At 64.6% G+C, this 15,256-nt stretch carries 17 protein-coding genes; 10 read left to right on the top strand and 7 right to left on the bottom strand.

Annotated features, from left to right (window positions below):
- The first annotated feature begins 74 nt into the window (after positions 1 to 74).
- From J4G43_RS13445 to J4G43_RS55930, 3 genes are all read left to right on the top strand, one after another.
- Positions 75 to 836, top strand: coding sequence for a glycosyltransferase family 2 protein (locus tag J4G43_RS13445; protein ID WP_210387563.1), 762 nt, complete (start codon positions 75 to 77; stop codon positions 834 to 836).
- 64 nt (positions 837 to 900) lie between these two features.
- Positions 901 to 1,281 carry a DUF2304 domain-containing protein gene (locus J4G43_RS13440; protein WP_063985170.1) on the top strand — a complete coding sequence of 127 codons (381 nt, stop codon included), beginning with the start codon at positions 901 to 903 and terminating at the stop codon, positions 1,279 to 1,281.
- A gap of 55 nt (positions 1,282 to 1,336) precedes the next feature.
- Entirely contained in the window at positions 1,337 to 1,882 is a 546-nt protein-coding gene (locus tag J4G43_RS55930) for a VOC family protein (protein ID WP_408581426.1), read from the top strand.
- Here the strand turns inward: J4G43_RS55930 and J4G43_RS13435 are convergent.
- Positions 1,791 to 2,282: an NUDIX domain-containing protein gene (locus J4G43_RS13435; protein ID WP_208085084.1), complete on the bottom strand. Its 492-nt coding sequence runs from the start codon at positions 2,280 to 2,282 to the stop codon at positions 1,791 to 1,793. The genes J4G43_RS55930 and J4G43_RS13435 overlap by 92 nt on opposite strands.
- Positions 2,283 to 2,399: 117 nt before the next feature.
- Between J4G43_RS13435 and J4G43_RS13430 the strand changes: the two genes are divergently transcribed.
- The gene (locus J4G43_RS13430) at positions 2,400 to 3,281 is read left to right on the top strand and encodes a metallophosphoesterase family protein (protein WP_208085083.1); all 882 of its coding nucleotides are present in this window, start codon (positions 2,400 to 2,402) and stop codon (positions 3,279 to 3,281) included.
- A gap of 134 nt (positions 3,282 to 3,415) precedes the next feature.
- Here the strand turns inward: J4G43_RS13430 and J4G43_RS13425 are convergent, their stop codons facing one another.
- The 3 genes from J4G43_RS13425 to J4G43_RS13415 all read right to left on the bottom strand — a co-directional run bounded on the left by J4G43_RS13425 (position 3,416) and on the right by J4G43_RS13415 (position 6,033).
- The gene (locus J4G43_RS13425; protein ID WP_028148626.1) at positions 3,416 to 3,970 is read right to left on the bottom strand and encodes a hypothetical protein; all 555 of its coding nucleotides are present in this window, start codon (positions 3,968 to 3,970) and stop codon (positions 3,416 to 3,418) included.
- 188 nt (positions 3,971 to 4,158) lie between these two features.
- Positions 4,159 to 4,368 (bottom strand): DUF4170 domain-containing protein, encoded by a 210-nt coding sequence (locus J4G43_RS13420; protein ID WP_008137787.1) that lies wholly within the window; start codon positions 4,366 to 4,368, stop codon positions 4,159 to 4,161.
- Between the two features lie 30 nt (positions 4,369 to 4,398).
- The gene (locus J4G43_RS13415) at positions 4,399 to 6,033 is read right to left on the bottom strand and encodes an isocitrate lyase (RefSeq protein WP_208085082.1); all 1,635 of its coding nucleotides are present in this window, start codon (positions 6,031 to 6,033) and stop codon (positions 4,399 to 4,401) included.
- A 241-nt stretch (positions 6,034 to 6,274) separates the two neighbouring features.
- On the opposite strand from J4G43_RS13415, the gene J4G43_RS13410 reads away from it, so the two are divergent.
- A complete protein-coding gene (locus tag J4G43_RS13410; RefSeq protein WP_063985175.1) occupies positions 6,275 to 7,720 on the top strand; it encodes a helix-turn-helix domain-containing protein in 1,446 nt (481 codons plus the stop codon).
- A 180-nt stretch (positions 7,721 to 7,900) separates the two neighbouring features.
- Here the strand turns inward: J4G43_RS13410 and J4G43_RS13405 are convergent, their stop codons facing one another.
- Positions 7,901 to 8,194: an antibiotic biosynthesis monooxygenase gene (locus tag J4G43_RS13405; protein WP_166084869.1), complete on the bottom strand. Its 294-nt coding sequence runs from the start codon at positions 8,192 to 8,194 to the stop codon at positions 7,901 to 7,903.
- 224 nt (positions 8,195 to 8,418) lie between these two features.
- Between J4G43_RS13405 and J4G43_RS13400 the strand changes: the two genes are divergently transcribed.
- Entirely contained in the window at positions 8,419 to 9,225 is an 807-nt protein-coding gene (locus J4G43_RS13400; RefSeq protein WP_085402494.1) for a hypothetical protein, read from the top strand.
- A 162-nt stretch (positions 9,226 to 9,387) separates the two neighbouring features.
- Positions 9,388 to 9,732, top strand: coding sequence for a hypothetical protein (locus tag J4G43_RS13395; protein WP_063985177.1), 345 nt, complete (start codon positions 9,388 to 9,390; stop codon positions 9,730 to 9,732).
- A 248-nt stretch (positions 9,733 to 9,980) separates the two neighbouring features.
- Here J4G43_RS13395 and J4G43_RS13390 read toward each other — a convergent pair whose 3' ends face one another.
- Together J4G43_RS13390 and htpX are read right to left on the bottom strand one after the other, a co-directional pair.
- Entirely contained in the window at positions 9,981 to 10,622 is a 642-nt protein-coding gene (locus J4G43_RS13390) for a tetratricopeptide repeat protein (RefSeq protein WP_028158277.1), read from the bottom strand.
- A gap of 149 nt (positions 10,623 to 10,771) precedes the next feature.
- Positions 10,772 to 11,728 carry a zinc metalloprotease HtpX gene (htpX, locus tag J4G43_RS13385; protein WP_063985179.1) on the bottom strand — a complete coding sequence of 319 codons (957 nt, stop codon included), beginning with the start codon at positions 11,726 to 11,728 and terminating at the stop codon, positions 10,772 to 10,774.
- Between the two features lie 334 nt (positions 11,729 to 12,062).
- Between htpX and J4G43_RS13380 the strand changes: the two genes are divergently transcribed.
- The 3 genes from J4G43_RS13380 to J4G43_RS13370 all read left to right on the top strand — a co-directional run bounded on the left by J4G43_RS13380 (position 12,063) and on the right by J4G43_RS13370 (position 15,249).
- On the top strand, positions 12,063 to 13,364 hold the full coding sequence (locus J4G43_RS13380) for a lytic murein transglycosylase (protein WP_208085081.1): 1,302 nt from the start codon (positions 12,063 to 12,065) through the stop codon (positions 13,362 to 13,364).
- A gap of 107 nt (positions 13,365 to 13,471) precedes the next feature.
- Complete coding sequence (locus J4G43_RS13375) at positions 13,472 to 13,975, top strand: DUF1993 domain-containing protein (RefSeq protein ID WP_063985181.1); 504 nt, start codon at positions 13,472 to 13,474, stop codon at positions 13,973 to 13,975.
- Between the two features lie 173 nt (positions 13,976 to 14,148).
- Positions 14,149 to 15,249: an alkene reductase gene (locus tag J4G43_RS13370; protein ID WP_208085080.1), complete on the top strand. Its 1,101-nt coding sequence runs from the start codon at positions 14,149 to 14,151 to the stop codon at positions 15,247 to 15,249.
- Positions 15,250 to 15,256 lie beyond the last annotated feature (7 nt).

Here is a 15,256-nt window from a genome sequence, read left to right as displayed (position 1 = left end):
CGCCGCCTGTACAGGAAAAGCACCGGCAAGTATAGCAAAGTGGGGATTCTGGAGGTGAGGCAGACGTGGCCGATATGGGACTGGGCTTGGGTTCAACTGACACGTACCGCAACGGTGCTGCCGCACCGCAGCAGGGCACGTCGCGAGTCCTCATCATCATTCCCTGCTTCAACGAGGAGGCCTCGGTCGGCGGCCTCCTGAGCGAGATCGCGGCGACCGGCCGCGGCTACCACACCCTGGTCGTCGACGACGGCTCGTCGGACGCGACATCCGCGGTGGCAAGCTGCCGCTCGCCGGTCGCCCGCCTCGCGCAGAATCTCGGCATCGGCGGCGCCGTGCAGACCGGCATCAAATACGCGGCGCGTCAGGATTTTGATTTCTGCATCCAGATCGACGGCGACGGGCAGCATGATCCGCGCGCCATCGAGACGCTTCTGGAGGCCTATCGCAACGACCCGACCAACATCACCATCGGAAGCCGCTTCATCGACCATGCCGGTTTCTGCTCCACGCGCATGCGGCGCGCCGGCATCAGGCTGATCGTGCTTGCGCTCAACGGCCTGTTCAGCGGCGGCCGCATCACCGATCCGACCAGCGGCATGCGTTTACTCGACCGTTCCGCCATCGCCTTCTTCGCAAAAGCGTATCCGACGGATTTTCCGGAGCCGATCTCGCTGGCTAGGGCCATGCGCGCAGGCCTCACGGTCAGCGAAGTGCCGGTCGAGATGCGGGCGCGGGAGACCGGCGTCAGCTCGATCGACGGATTGAAGTCGGCGAGTTACATGATCCGCGTCCTCGGTTATATCCTGCTCGCGCGCCTCGTGAGGGCGTCATGACGCCGAGCGTCCCCGTTCCGATTTGTGGTCTCATCATCTCGTCGAACCTTCTGAGGAGGCAGCCGTGACAGACGCCCTTCCAAGTCCGGAGACGGTCGTCGTCGTCTCCGCCTTTGCGCTGATCTACATGCTGGTGCTGCTGCGCAAGACGATGCAGGGCAAGTTCGATCTCTATGACTTCCTGATGCTGTCCATGGTGGCGATCATCCCCGCGGGCTTCACGCTGTTTCCGACACTGGCCTACCTGGTCAGCCATCTGACCGGCGTCGTGTTTCCGTTCGTCGTGATGTTCGGCGCCCTGTTCCTGGTGGTGTTCGCGTTCATGCACAACATGACGGCGCGACTGCACAGGCTGGAGCGGCAGAACTGCGCGCTGATCCAGGAGCAGAGCCTGCTGGTGCTGGAGTTGCAGGCGAAGCAGGGCCGTCAGGGCGTCGAGTCATGACCGCGTAGCCGAAGAAATCCAGCGTCGTCGCGAGGCAAAGACAGGGAGAGCGGGCATGCTGAAGAACGCGAAAGTGGCAACCCGGCTTCCAGCCAAAGACCTCGACCGCGCGCGGGCGTTCTATTCGGAAAAGCTCGGGCTCGAGCCGGTCGAACAGCGCGAGGGTGGGCTCCGTTACGTCTGTGCGGCCGGCGAGTTTGCGATATTCGTCTCGGCCGGCACGCAATCCGGCACGCACACGCAAATGGGGTGGGAAGTCGAGGATATCGAGGCAACTGTGCGCGAACTTCGCACACGCGGCGTCGCGTTCGAGGACTATGATTTGCCCGGCTTGAAGACCGTCGATGGAATTGCGGAGATCGCGGGAAACTATCCGAGAAGGGTACTGGCGAGCGGGGCGCCTGGTTCCGCGACAGCGAAGGTAACTTGCTGGGGATCGGGCAGCCGGTTCGGGCTTGAGGATTCGGCCGGATCGCTTCAACGTCAGATCGCTTCAACGCCAAATCTCCTCACCGCCACGTCGCGGTCGGCGGCTTGCCATCCAGCACTTCCGCGAGCCTTTGCCGCGTGCCGTGCGTGGTGCCCTCGGGCAGCGCATTGATCGCGAAGAATCCGCATTCGACGATCTCGTGGTTGGGCTCAGGGACGCGATCCTGTTTGAACTGCCTGACCACGTAGACCGCGACGTGGTCGCGGCGGGAGACGTGGCTGTTGAGGAAGATGCCGTGCAGCACCGCGTCACCGGTGAGATCGATGTCCCCTTCCTCCTTGAGCTCGCGCCGCATCGCCTGCTCCATGGTCTCGCCGAGATCGACGCCGCCGCCGGGCAGATACCAGCCGGTGATGTAGCTGTGCCTGACCAGGAACACCCGGTTCTCGGAATCCAGCACCACGGCGCGGACGCCGAGCGTCATGCCGCGGACAAGCAGGAAATAGGCGTGGAAAATTTGCCGCAGCAGCGGTTCGAATGTCCGTCGGACGCGGTTCAGACGATCCCCCATCAGGCTCCCAAAGAAACTCCCGAGAAGACTCCCAAGAGGCCCCTGCCCGGGGCCCCGCTTGCACAGTCCTCGCGACCTTGCCATTACAGCGGACGAATAGCGAGGCAATCGCGCGCCATGGCCCCCTTCACGCTCGCCCATCTGTCCGACCCGCATCTGCCGCCGTTGCCGAAGCCACGGCTGATCGAACTCGCGGGCAAGCGCGCGCTCGGCTACGTCAACTGGACGCGCAGCCGCCACAAGTACCAGCGCCGCGAGGTGCTCGACGCGCTCGTCGCCGACGTCCAGGCGCAGACGCCCGACCACATCGCGGTCACAGGCGATCTCGTCAATCTGGCACTGGAGGCGGAGTTCGCGCCGGCGCGCGCCTGGCTCGACGGCGTCGGTCCGCCCGACCGCGTCACCACCATTCCCGGCAATCACGATGCCTATGTCCGCGCCACCTCTCACCGCTTCGGCGAGACGTTTGCGCCTTATCTCACTGGCGATGACGGCAGCGTCGGCTTTCCGGGCGTACGCCGGCGCGGGCCGCTCGCGCTGATCAGCCTGTCCACGGCGGTGCCGACCCTGCCGCTGATGGCGACGGGCACGCTCGGCCGCGATCAGCTCGCGTCCCTCGAAGCGGTCCTCGACCGCCTCGCTGCCGAGGACGCTTTCCGCGTGCTGCTGGTACATCATCCCCTGAAGTCCGGCGCGCGCCAGAAACGGATGACCGATGCGGGTGCGCTGCTGGCACTGATCAAGCGTCACGGCGTCGAGCTGATCCTGCACGGGCACGACCACATTCATTCGACGATGTGGTTCGAGGGCCCCAACGGCAACATCCCCGCGGTCGGCGTGCCGTCGGCCTCCGCGCTCGCCCACGGGCGCTACCCGGCGGCAGCGTATAACCTGTTCACGATCGAGAAAGACAATGCCGGCTGGCGCTGCGAGCAGACCGTGCGGGGCCTCGGATCCGGATTTCAGATCCGGCAGATCAAGCAGGCAAGGCTGATCTAGTTCGCCGTCATTGCGAGCCAACGGGTCCGCGCGAAGCGCGGCCCGATGACAGGCTCCGCGAAGCAATCCAGAGTCTCTCCGCGGAAAGATTCCTGGATTGCTTCGCTGCGCTCGCAATGACGGCGGAGGGCGTCTCACCAGCTCCGCAGGGCCGCCAGCACGGCGAGGCCGAACAAGGCCGCCGCGCCGAAAATGAATCCGAACACGAACGGCCAGAGGCGCGAGCGGCGCGGCGGCTCGGCGGCCGCGGGCTTCGGCTCTGATGGCACCACCATGGCGTGCTCGCGCTCGATCATGCGGCGGGCGACGTAGTCGGTCACGGCTTCGACGATCATTGCGGTGTCGTGCGATTCGGCGAGCACGATGCGGCCGAAGCGGGTGTCCTGGACGAAGCGATACATCCGCTTGTCGCGCCCCATCATGATGTGTGCGACGACATCGATCCAGAGCCTGGGCGTATCGCCCTGGCTGATGCCGCGATCGAACAGGTCGATCTGGTCGGGCACCTGCGCGAACAGGGGATCGAGCGCGTCGTTGAGGATCTCCAGCCGCGCCACCTCCGCGTCGCGCAAATCGACGACCACACCGGTCCGGTCGGCGGCCTCGATCCGTGCGCGCAGCAGCGCGTCGCGCAGCCGTACCGGGCGCGGCTGGCTGGGATGGGTCCCGCTGGTCTCAGGCTCTGACATTGTCGGCCTCGTCCTCGACTTTCCTCCATTAACCTATCAGCAACCAAACGGTCCGCAAAGGGCTCACAATTCCAGATACTTACGGTGCCCACAGGCTCTCACCTGTGCCAAAAACAGACGATCCCACCCGGCTTGCGCCGAATGGGACCCTCCGTCCTTGGACGTCTTCTTAATTAGTCAGGCAGCCGTCAGGCCGAGACCCGCGACGGCTCTTCCACGATCGAGAAGCGGACGCCGGCCTTGTGGCGGTTCTCTTCCGAGACCGAGCGCCAGGCATCCTCGGCTTCCTTGCGGGTCTTGAACGGACCCTGCACCTGGGCGGAGCCTTCCACGAGCTTGTGGAAGTTCATCGAACCGAACTCGCCGCCGATCACCCAGAAATTGCTGCCTTTGGTCATTGTCAGTCTCCTCTTGGATAGCGTGGTGCGTTAGCCGAACTGGTTCATCGTGTTGTGGGCGCCGCCCGCCTTCAGGGCAGCCTCGCCGGCGAAGTACTCCTTGTGGTCGTCGCCGATGTCGGAGCCGGCCATGTTCTGATGCTTGGCGCAGGCGATGCCCTGGCGGATCTCGGCGCGCTGCACGTTCTTCACGTAGCCGAGCATGCCCTGGTCGCCGAAATATTCCTTCGCCAGATTGTCGGTCGAGAGTGCTGCCGTGTGGTAGGTCGGCAACGTGATCAGGTGATGGAAGATGCCGGCACGCTTGGCTGAGTCGGCCTGGAAGGTGCGGATGCGCTCGTCAGCTTCCTTCGCCAGCGGCGTGTCGTCGTATTCCGGCTTCATCAGCTCGGCACGGTTGTACTTGCTGACGTCCTGGCCGGCTTCCTTCATCGCGTCGTAGACCTGCCAACGGAAGTTGAGCGTCCAGTTGAACGACGGCGAGTTGTTGTAGGCCAGCTTCGCGTTCGGAACCACCTTGCGGATCCGGTCGACCATCTTGGCGATCTGCTCGATATGCGGCTTCTCGGTCTCGATCCAGAGCAGGTCCGCGCCGTTCTGCAGCGAGGTGATGCTGTCGAGCACGCAGCGGTCTTCGCCGGTGCCGGGACGGAACTGGTAGAGATTGCTGGGCAAGCGCTTCGGACGCATCATCTTGCCGTTACGGTTGATGATGACGTCACCGTTGCGGGCGTTCTCCGGCGTGATTTCCTCGCAATCGAGGAAGCTGTTGTACTGATCGCCGAGGTCGCCGGGCTTGTGGCTGACGGCAATCTGCTGCGTCAGGCCGGCGCCGAGCGAGTCGGTGCGGGTCACGACGACGCCGTCTTCGATGCCGAGCTCAAGGAAAGCATGGCGGCAGGCGCGGATCTTCGCCAGGAACACCTCGTGCGGCACGGTGACCTTGCCGTCCTGGTGGCCGCACTGCTTCTCGTCCGAGACCTGGTTCTCGATCTGGAGCGCGCAGGCGCCCGCTTCGATCATCTTCTTGGCGAGCAGATAGGTCGCCTCCGCGTTGCCGAAGCCCGCGTCGATGTCGGCGATGACGGGCACGACATGGGTCTGGAAGTTGTCGATCTTCTCGATCAGCTCCTTCTCCCTGGTCTTGTCGCCTTCCTTGCGCGCCTTGTCGAGGCTGCGGAAGATGTCGTTCAGCTCGCGCGAGTCGGCCTGACGCAGGAAGGTGTAGAGCTCCTCGATCAGGGCGGGCACCGAGGTCTTCTCGTGCATCGACTGGTCGGGTAGCGGGCCGAATTCGGAGCGCAGCGCCGCGATCATCCAGCCGGACAGGTACAGATAGGTGCGATCGGTCTTGCCGCCGAAGTGCTTCTTGACCGAGATCAGCTTCTGCTGCGCGATGAAGCCGTGCCAGCAGCCCAGCGACTGGGTGTACTTGGTCGGATCGTTGTCATAGGCCGCCATGTCGGCCCGCATCAAAGCCGCGGTGTAGCGGGCGATGTCCAGGCCGGTCCTGAAGCGGTTCTGCAGGCGCATGCGCGCGACGGCCTCGGCCGACACCCCGTTCCAGGTCGGCTGGGTCTTGAGGAGCGCCTGGGCTGCCTCGATCTCGCTCTGATACGAGGCCGGGCTCTGCAGGGCGTTGATGCCACGGGGCTGGTAATTCATCTGCTCGATCCTTTCGCTGATGACAACTCAACTTGTCATCGACATTTTTGACAGTGCATTGCGAAATGCGTGTCATGAGCTAAACGCCAGAAAGCGAAGTTCGTACAGAGGCCTTGTATTCGAATGGTGATGTCATGTAACATCAGAACATGTAATAGATGTTATTTTGTAAATCTTGTAAAGAATATAGGTCAATAAGACTGTCCTTGATGCGCTTGTCGTACCCTTGGGAGATCAGAAAATGCCCGCCGTCTCGGGGAAAAAGCTGTTCGTCGGCCCGCGCTTCCGGCGGATCCGGCAGCAATTGGGGCTGTCACAGACGCAGATCGCCGAGGGGCTCGGGATCTCGCCGAGCTATGTCAACCTGATCGAGCGCAACCAGCGCCCGGTGACGGCGCAGATCCTGCTGCGGCTGGCCGAGACCTATGACCTCGACCTGCGCGACCTCGCGACCGCCGACGAGGACCGCTTCTTCGCCGAGCTGAACGAGATCTTCTCCGATCCGCTGTTCCGCCAGATCGACGTTCCCAAGCAGGAACTGCGCGACCTTGCCGAGCTCTGTCCCGGCGTCACCCATGCGCTGCAACGGCTCTATGCCGCTTATGCCGAGGCCCGCCAGGGCGAGACCTTGGCCGCGGCGCACATGGCCGACCGCGACGTCGGCACGCGCTATGAGGCCAATCCCGTCGAGCGCGTGCGCGAGCTGATCGAGGCCAACCGCAATTATTTTCCGGAGCTGGAGCAGGCCGCGGAGACGCTTCGCGACGAACTGAACGTGCCGGCCGAAGGACTCTATGCCGCGCTATCCGCACGCCTGCGCGAAAAGCATTCGATCCAGACCCGCATCATGCCGGTCGACGTGATGCGCGAGACGCTCAGGCGTTTCGACCGCCATCGCCGCCAGCTCCTGATCTCCGAGCTGGTCGATCCACCGGGCCGCGCGTTCCAGCTCGCCTTCCAGCTGGGCCTGGGCGAATGCGCGCAAGCCCTGGAGACCATCATCGGCCGCGCCGGCCCGCTCGACGACGCGCCACGCCGCCTGTTCCGCATCACGCTCGCCAACTATTTTGCGGCGGCCGTGATGATGCCATACCCGGCCTTCCTCGCCGCGGCGGAGGCCTTGAACTACGACATCCACGTGCTGGCGCAGCGCTTCAATTCCGGCTTCGAGCAGGTCTGCCATCGCCTCACCACGCTGCAACGGCCGAACGCGCGCGGCATTCCGTTCTTCCTGCTGCGCGTCGACAATGCCGGCAACGTGTCGAAACGCTTTTCCTCCGGCACGTTCCCGTTCTCGAAATTCGGCGGCACCTGTCCGTTGTGGAACGTGCACTCGACCTTCGACACGCCGGATCGCCTGTTGAAGCAGGTGATCGAGCTGTCCGACGGCACGCGCTATTTCTCGATCGCGCAGATGGTGCGACGCCCAGTCGCGCCGCATCCGCTGCCGCAGCCGCGCTTCGCCATCGGCCTCGGCTGCGAGATCCGTCACGCCGCCCGCCTCGTCTACGCCTCCGGCCTGGATTTGGAGAAAACGGAGGGCACGCCGATCGGCGTCAACTGCCGCCTCTGCGAACGCGAAAACTGCGCCCAGCGCGCCGAGCCGCCGATCACGCGCACGCTGATTTTGGACGAAACGACAAGACGGGTGTCGAGTTTCGCGTTCTCGAATGCACGGGAGTTGTGAGGGGCACGGCTACGCCTTTGGCGGAAGGCGCAAGCCACACCCACCGCTGTCATGCCCGCGAAGGCGGGGCATCCAGTACGCCGCGGCTTATCGGTTCGATCACAGCCGTCTCGGGGTACTGGATCGCCCGGTCAAGCCGGGCGATGACAGTTGAGTGTGAGGCGAGAGCGATCCGTCCAACTACGCCAGCGTATGCACAATCACCGGCCCGGCTGCGGCGCTCGCATGCCCTGCAAGCAGCGGCCCCAGATCCTTCTCGATCCAGGCGATCGCGCGCCGGTTCGCCTCCTCCGCCTGCTCGAACTTGTCGAAGATGGAGATCGCGGTGACCGTGTCGTCGCCGGCATAGACGACGTAGTAGGCACGGAAACCCTCGACGTCGCTGATGATCGGAACGGCGCCGTCCTTGATGCGGCGCGCCAGCTCTTCGGCGCTCCCGCTTTTCGCCTTGGCCTGACGGATGGCGGCATACATGGCATCCTCCTCCGGCTATTGCTGTCGGGCATGTGCCCGGCTTCGATCCTACGCCGAAGCGCGCGACCAATCCACGCTTGGTTAACCCGGCACTAATCCATTCCCGCGATCTGCAACCAACGGTTAAGCACGCCTCAACATCGGTGCCTTAGTCTCGCCCCACTCACTTTTCGCAAACGGCGACGGCCTATTCTGCCGGGTGAAGTGACATCAGGGGGTTCATCATGCGCGTTGCGCTGCTGCTGACCGCGACCGTTGTGGGCGCGCTCTTCGCCAATCCATCCCATGCCGGATCGCTCGACGCGTCGGCCGGGGCAGCGCAGGCGCTGCCGCCGGGCTTCCAGAGCTACCGCGGCTACATGTTCGACCTGACGGAGAATTCCGAGCGCAAGGACGTCGACAAGCTCACCGACAATCTGAAGCAGCAGATCGACGTCGTCGAAGCTTCCGGCCTGTCGCCGCGCGTGCTGCGCTTCTTCCACACCGTTCCGATCGTCGCGAGCGAGCTCGCCTGCCTCGACGAAGGCGCCGCGACCGCATGCTACGGCCGGGTCACGCCGGACATCCAGCGCACCGCACCCCGGACGCTGACGGTCTGGGACCCCGACAAGCAGCGCTGGACCAATCCGAACGCCGTCGACCTCGCGGTCGATTCGGGCCTCGGCGTGATCATGCTGCGGCCGGACATGATGCGCTACGAGAAGGAAGCCGTGCTGCTGCACGAGCTGCTGCACGCCTATCACGCGCGGCTGTTGCCGGACGGCTACGCCAACAAGGGCGTGATCGGCTATTACGCCCTTGCCAAGTCCAAGGATATGTTACCCAAGGAATCCTATGCGATGAAGAATCCCATGGAATTCTTTGCCGTGACCGCCAGCATCTTCCTGGCCGGCAAGAGCGAATTCCACGACCCGAAGTCGCGCGAGGCGCTCAAGGAGAAGATGCCGGACTATTACAAATATCTGGTCGGCGTGTTCGGCTTCGACCCCGATCCGGCACCGGCGAGCGGACCGGTTGCCTCGCTGAAATAAGGCGTCTGCGCCAAGCCACCCCGGAAAGCCGCGCAAAAATGCGCGGCTTTTTTGGTTTGGTAACCGGAAGCTGCGGATGACGCACCGCCGGGAATTGCCAAGGCGGGGCCCGATCTGCATAGTCCCGCCCGCATCGATACCGTTTTAAGAGGATAGAACAACATGGCGGACGCCGACCTGGATGTCGTGATCCGGCAACTGGCCAGACAGCTGCATACGGGCCTTTTGACCCGCGCCAAGGAGCGCCGGGATCGCTTCAACGGCCTTGCGGCCAAGGCCAAGGGCAAGGAGACCGGCGACCGCTTCAAGATGATGGCCAAGGCCACGATGGAGCAGGCCACCGCCGCCGCCAAGCGCCTCCAGATGTCCGCCGACAACGTCGCCGACAGCTACGCCCGCTCGATGCGCCTCGTCGCCAGCACGCCGATCCCGGCGAAGGTGGAGAAGAAGGCGAAGGAGAAGCCGGTGAAAAAGGCGAAGAAGGCCAAAGCCAAGAAAGCGAAGTAAGCGCGCACTTTCTTCCTTCTCCCCTTGTTGTGGGAGAAGGTGGCATAGGCGGCCTTCGGTCGCCGTTCTTAAGAACGCCGAAGCGAAGCTTCGGCTATGGCGCCGGATGAGGGGTTCTAGCCGCGTACTCGTCTGCGAGAGGATCAATCGTGGAGAGATACCCCTCACCCGTCTCGCCGCTATCGCGGCGAGCCACCCTCTCCCGCAAGGGGAGAGGGTTGCAGCGGCGAATGCGGCTCTAGATATCTCTACCGCCTCGGCGCGGGCGCCTGGTTCGGCTCGGCGCTCGCGAGCTCGGCGAGCTTGGCGCGGGCTGCGTCGCGGGTGCGGCCGTCCTTGCCGGCCGGCAGCGCGAGAGCCGCTTCGAAATCGGCGCGTGCGTCGTCGGCCTGGCCGCGGGCGAGGAATGCAAGGCCGCGGTCGAGGCGGGCCTGCGCATCCGACGGGTCGAGACGGACCGCCGTGTTGTAGCTCAGGATGGCGCGATCGAGATCGCCGGTGGCGGCGAGCGCGAGACCGCGCTGGTGATAGGGCGCGGCGTGCCTGGGATCATGTGCGATCGCCTCGTCGTAATCCTCGATGGCAAGCTCCAGGTCGCCGTTCTGCCGGCGCGCCTGCGCCCGGTCGCGATACAGCGAGGCGCGGTTGGGATTGAGGTGGATGGCCTCGTCGAAATCCGCGATCGCCCGCCGCCAGTCGCCGTGGCGCAACGCGATCCGTCCGCGCCCTTCATATGCGAACGCGATCAGCGATCCCCGCAGCGGCGAGAATCCGATCACCGCCGAGCAGATGTCGGGCTCGTCCTCGTCCCCGCAATTGACGACCGTGTGCGTGGACAGGCCAATGAGCACGCCCAGGACGATCAACAATGGTACCGCAGCTTTGGTCATCTTCGACCGTGGCAGGCAGAGGACCGGCCACGCATCCCCTTTCGAAGGAACAGTCTCGCCATGGTGTTAACACCGGCCGGGACCATCCTGTGTGCGCCAGGTCACAAAAGCTGGTCACAAAGCCGGGCGCGATTCCGGCCGGTTCCGCATCAGCCCCAAGGGCCACGGGAAGGACCAGGTGAAGGGCCGCGTGAGGACGACTGCCCCCACGGGCTCCGCGGCGGATAGTTTTCGTTGGCACCGACCGACGGAGATGCCTGCGCGCCGAGCTCGGCCGCGAGCTGCTGGAGCGCCGCGATACGGTTCTGCGTCGAAGGATGGGTGGCGAACAGATTGTCCACACCATGGCCCGACAGCGGGTTGATGATGAACATGTGCGCGGTCGCAGGGTTTCTCTCGGCATCGTAGTTCGGGACCTGATGCGCGGCGCCTTCGATCTTCAGCAGCGCCGACGCCAGCCACATCGGCTGGCCCGCAATGCGCGCGCCGAGATTGTCCGCGGCATATTCGCGGGTACGGCTGATCGCCATCTGCACCAGCATGGCGCCGATCGGGGCGAGGATCATCATCAGGATCGAGCCGACGATGCCGGGGCCGTTGTTGTCGCGATGGCCACCGAAGAACATGCCGAACTGCGCCAGCATCGAGATCGCGCCGGCAATGGTCGCGGTAACAGTCATCAGCAGCGTGTCGTGATGCTTGATATGTGCGAGCTCGTGCGCGATCACGCCGGCAAGTTCCTCGCGGCTGAGCTGATGCACAAGGCCGGTGGTGACGGCGACCGCGGCATTCTGCGGGTTGCGCCCGGTCGCGAACGCGTTGGGCTGAGCCTCGTCCATCACGAACACACGCGGCATCGGCAGCGAGGCGCGGCCCGCAAGCTCGGCGACGAGCCCGACCAGCTCCGGCGCGCTGGCGCGGTCGACCTCATGGGCGCCGTACATGCGGAGCACCATGCGGTCGGAGTTCCAGTAGGTGAAGAGATTGGTCGCGGCGGCAATGACGAGCGCGATCATGGCGCCGGTGGCGCCGCCGATCAGATAGCCGACGCCCATGAACAGGGCGGTGAGGCCGGCGAGCAGCATTGCGGTGCGAAGATAGTTCATGGCCGTCTCCCAGGGCGGCCGCGGGCGAGCCATCGGCCGGCGCTATTCAGGTAGGGATGACCCCGGCCCGGGTGCAAGGTTTCAAGGTGCGTCGCGGGGCCGCGGCTATGCCCAACATTGCATTTCCGTCATGCCCGGGCTTGTCCCGCCTGCGCGGCCGAAGCCGCTTCGGCGCGGCGAAGGCCCGGGCATCCACGTTCTTCCTCTACACAAGGCCCGAAAGGCGTGGATGGCCGGGACAAGCCCGGCCATGACGAAGGGATGGTTTGAGGCGCTCAATTCACTTAAGCTTTAGCAAGATTCCACACGCGCCCTTCTCCCCGCCGGAAACCTCATGCTCCAGACCCGATTTGCGATCGCGGCCGCCGCTCTGCTCGCCTTCGCCCTCCCCGCCTCCGCCCAGTTCGCGCCACCACCCGCCAAGCCCATCGCGCCCAAAGCCACAACCCCGTCGCCGCGCGCGGCCTCGTGCCACAATGGCGCGAGCTTCGATCGCTTCCTGGCCGACGTGAAAAAGCAGGCCGTTACCGCCGGCGTGTCGCAGCGGACGATATCGGAAGCCTCGCCCTACCTCGTCTACGATCAGGGCATCGTCAATCGCGACCGCGGCCAGCGCGTGTTCGGCCAGCTCTTCACCGAATTTGCCGGCCGCATGGCCGCGCCCTATCGCATGCAGAACGGCCAGCAGCACATCAAGAGCCACGCGGCTGCGTTCGCGCGCGCCGAAAAGGAATACGGCGTGCCGCCGGCGGTGATCGCCGCGTTCTGGGGCCTCGAGAGCGATTTCGGCGTCAACATGGGCAATCTGCCGACGCTGAAATCGTTGGTGTCGCTGGCCTATGACTGCCGCCGCTCGGAGATGTTCGTGAACGAGACCATCGCCGCGCTGAAGATCATCGACCGTGGCGATCTCACACCCGACGAGATGGTCGGCTCCTGGGCCGGCGAGCTCGGGCAGACGCAATTCCTGCCCGTGCATTACGTCAACTACGCCGTCGACTATGACGGCGATGGACGGCGCGATCTCTTGCGCAGCGAGGACGACGTGATCGGCTCGACCGCGAACTACATCGCCAACGGATTGAAGTGGCGGCGCGGCGAGCCGTGGCTCGAAGAGATCAAGGTGCCGCAGAACCTGCCCTGGGATCAGACCGACCTCACCGTGCAGCAGCCGCGCTCGAAATGGGCGCAGTTGGGGGTCACCTATCCCGACGGCCGGCCGCTGCCGAACGACAATCTCGCGGCGTCCGTGCTGTTGCCGATGGGACGCTTTGGTCCGGCCTTCATGGCGTATGCGAATTTCGCGGCTTACACCGAGTGGAATAATTCGCTGATCTATTCGACCACCGCGGGTTATCTCGCCACGCGCATCGCCGGTGCGGCTCCGATGCGCAAGCCGGCCCAACCGGTCGCGCAACTGCCGTTCAACGAGCTCAAGCAATTGCAGCAGCTCCTGGTCCAGGCCGGCTTCAATGTCGGCAAGGTCGATGGCGTGCTGGGCCAGCAGAGCCGCGCCGCCGTGAAGGCGATGCAGATCAAATACGGCCTGCCCGCCGATTCCTGGCCGACCGCCGAGCTGCTCGTGCGGATGCGCGGCGGCACGGCCCAGGCGCAGCCGGCGGGGATGATCCGGTAGAATTTTCGCACCGCACAAGCCGCTCTCGCGATTGTAATTTTCCGTGATGCTCCCATGTGAGTGGCTCAGGTTTCTCCTGAGATTTTCCATTCACAAGCGAGCATCACATGTCCTTCCACGACGCCGTCGTCCCCGCGTACTTGCAAATGCTGAACAGCCTGACCGGTCTGCTCACGAAAGCCGAGGCGCATTGCGCGGCCAAAAAGATCGACCCGGGCGTCCTGCTCGGCTCGCGCCTCTTCCCGGACATGCTGCCGCTGTCGAAGCAGATCCAGCTCGCCAGCGATTTCGCCGCCAAGGGCTGCGCCAGGCTGACCCATAGCGAGGTGCCTTCGATGCCCGACACGGAAAAGACGTTTGAGGAGCTGAAGCAGCGGCTCGCCAAGACGATCGACTACGTGAAATCGTACAAGCCGGAGCAGTTCGAAGGCGCCGACACCAAGGACGTGACCTTCCCGGCGGGCCCGGACCGGACCATGACGCTCAAGGGCCAGCAGTTCTTCAGCGGGGTCTCGCTGCCGAACTTCTATTTCCACGCCACCACCGCTCACGGCATCATGCGTCACAACGGCGTCGAGATCGGCAAGCGCGATTTCCTCGGCGCGAACTGAGAGATCGCGGGCCGTGGCAGCGCAAATCCGCTGTCATGGCCGGGATCGCACATGAATCATGCTACGCGGACCAAGCCGCGTAGCTCGCCTGCACTTTCCGTATGGCTCCTCCCTTGCGCTGATTGTCGCGATGCACAAGTGTTCGTGATCTGTCACCGCCTGGAAGCATTCCCATGAGCCGCCCGACCAAATTGCTAGAGACCTACAAGCTCGGCCCGATCACGCTGGCAAACCGCCTCGTGATGGCGCCGCTGACGCGCAACCGCGCCGCGCCCGGCACGTTCGTGCCGAGCCCGCTTGCTGCCGATTATTACGGCCAGCGCGCCTCCGCAGGTCTCCTGGTCACCGAAGCGAGCCAGATCTCACAGCAGGGCCAGGGCTACCAGGACACGCCCGGCATCTACAGCAAGGACCAGGTCACCGGCTGGCGTAAGGTCACCGACCGCGTGCATGAGCGCGACGGCAAGATCTTCATCCAGCTCTGGCATGTCGGCCGCATCTCGCATGTCGATCTCCAGGCCAATGGCGCAGCCCCGGTGGCGCCGAGCGCGATCCGCGCCAAGGGCAAGACCTTCGTCAACGGCACTTTCGCCGACGTCTCCGAACCCCGCGCGCTCGAGCTCTCCGAAATTCCCGGCATCATCGACGACTTCAAGCGCGCCACGAAGAATGCGCTCGAGGCCGGTTTCGACGGCGTCGAGATCCACGGCGCCAACGGCTATCTGCTCGACCAGTTCGCGAGGGACGGCGCCAACAAGCGCACCGATGCTTACGGCGGCTCCATCGAAAACCGCGCGCGGCTGATGCTCGAGGTCTCCAAGGCTGTTGCCGCCGAGGCCGGCGCCGTCCGCACCGGCATCCGCATCTCGCCGGTGACGCCGGCCAACGACCTCTCCGACTCCAATCCGCAGGCCTTGTTCGATCACATCGTCGACGGTCTCAACGCACTCAAGCTGGTCTATCTGCACGTGGTCGAAGGCGCCACCGGCGGCCCGCGCGACATCGCCCCGTTCGACTATGCGGGCCTGCGCAAGCGCTTCACCGGCGCCTACATCGCCAACAACGGCTACGACTTCGATCTCGCCACCAAGGTGCTGGACGCGAACGCGGCCGATCTCATTGCCTTCGGCAAGCCGTTCATCTCCAACCCCGACCTCGTCGAGCGGCTGAAGACGGGCGCGGCGCTGAACGATTGGGACAAGAACACGTTCTACGGCGGTGGCGCCAAGGGCTACACGGATTACCCGACGCTCGCGGCCGAGCCGGCGGAGTAAGGCTGCG

It is taken from the genome of Bradyrhizobium barranii subsp. barranii, assembly GCF_017565645.3.
In the GTDB taxonomy this organism is placed as follows: domain Bacteria; phylum Pseudomonadota; class Alphaproteobacteria; order Rhizobiales; family Xanthobacteraceae; genus Bradyrhizobium; species Bradyrhizobium barranii.
The sequence above is the reverse complement of the archived record's forward strand: the minus strand, read 5'-3'. Positions and strand labels throughout refer to the sequence as shown.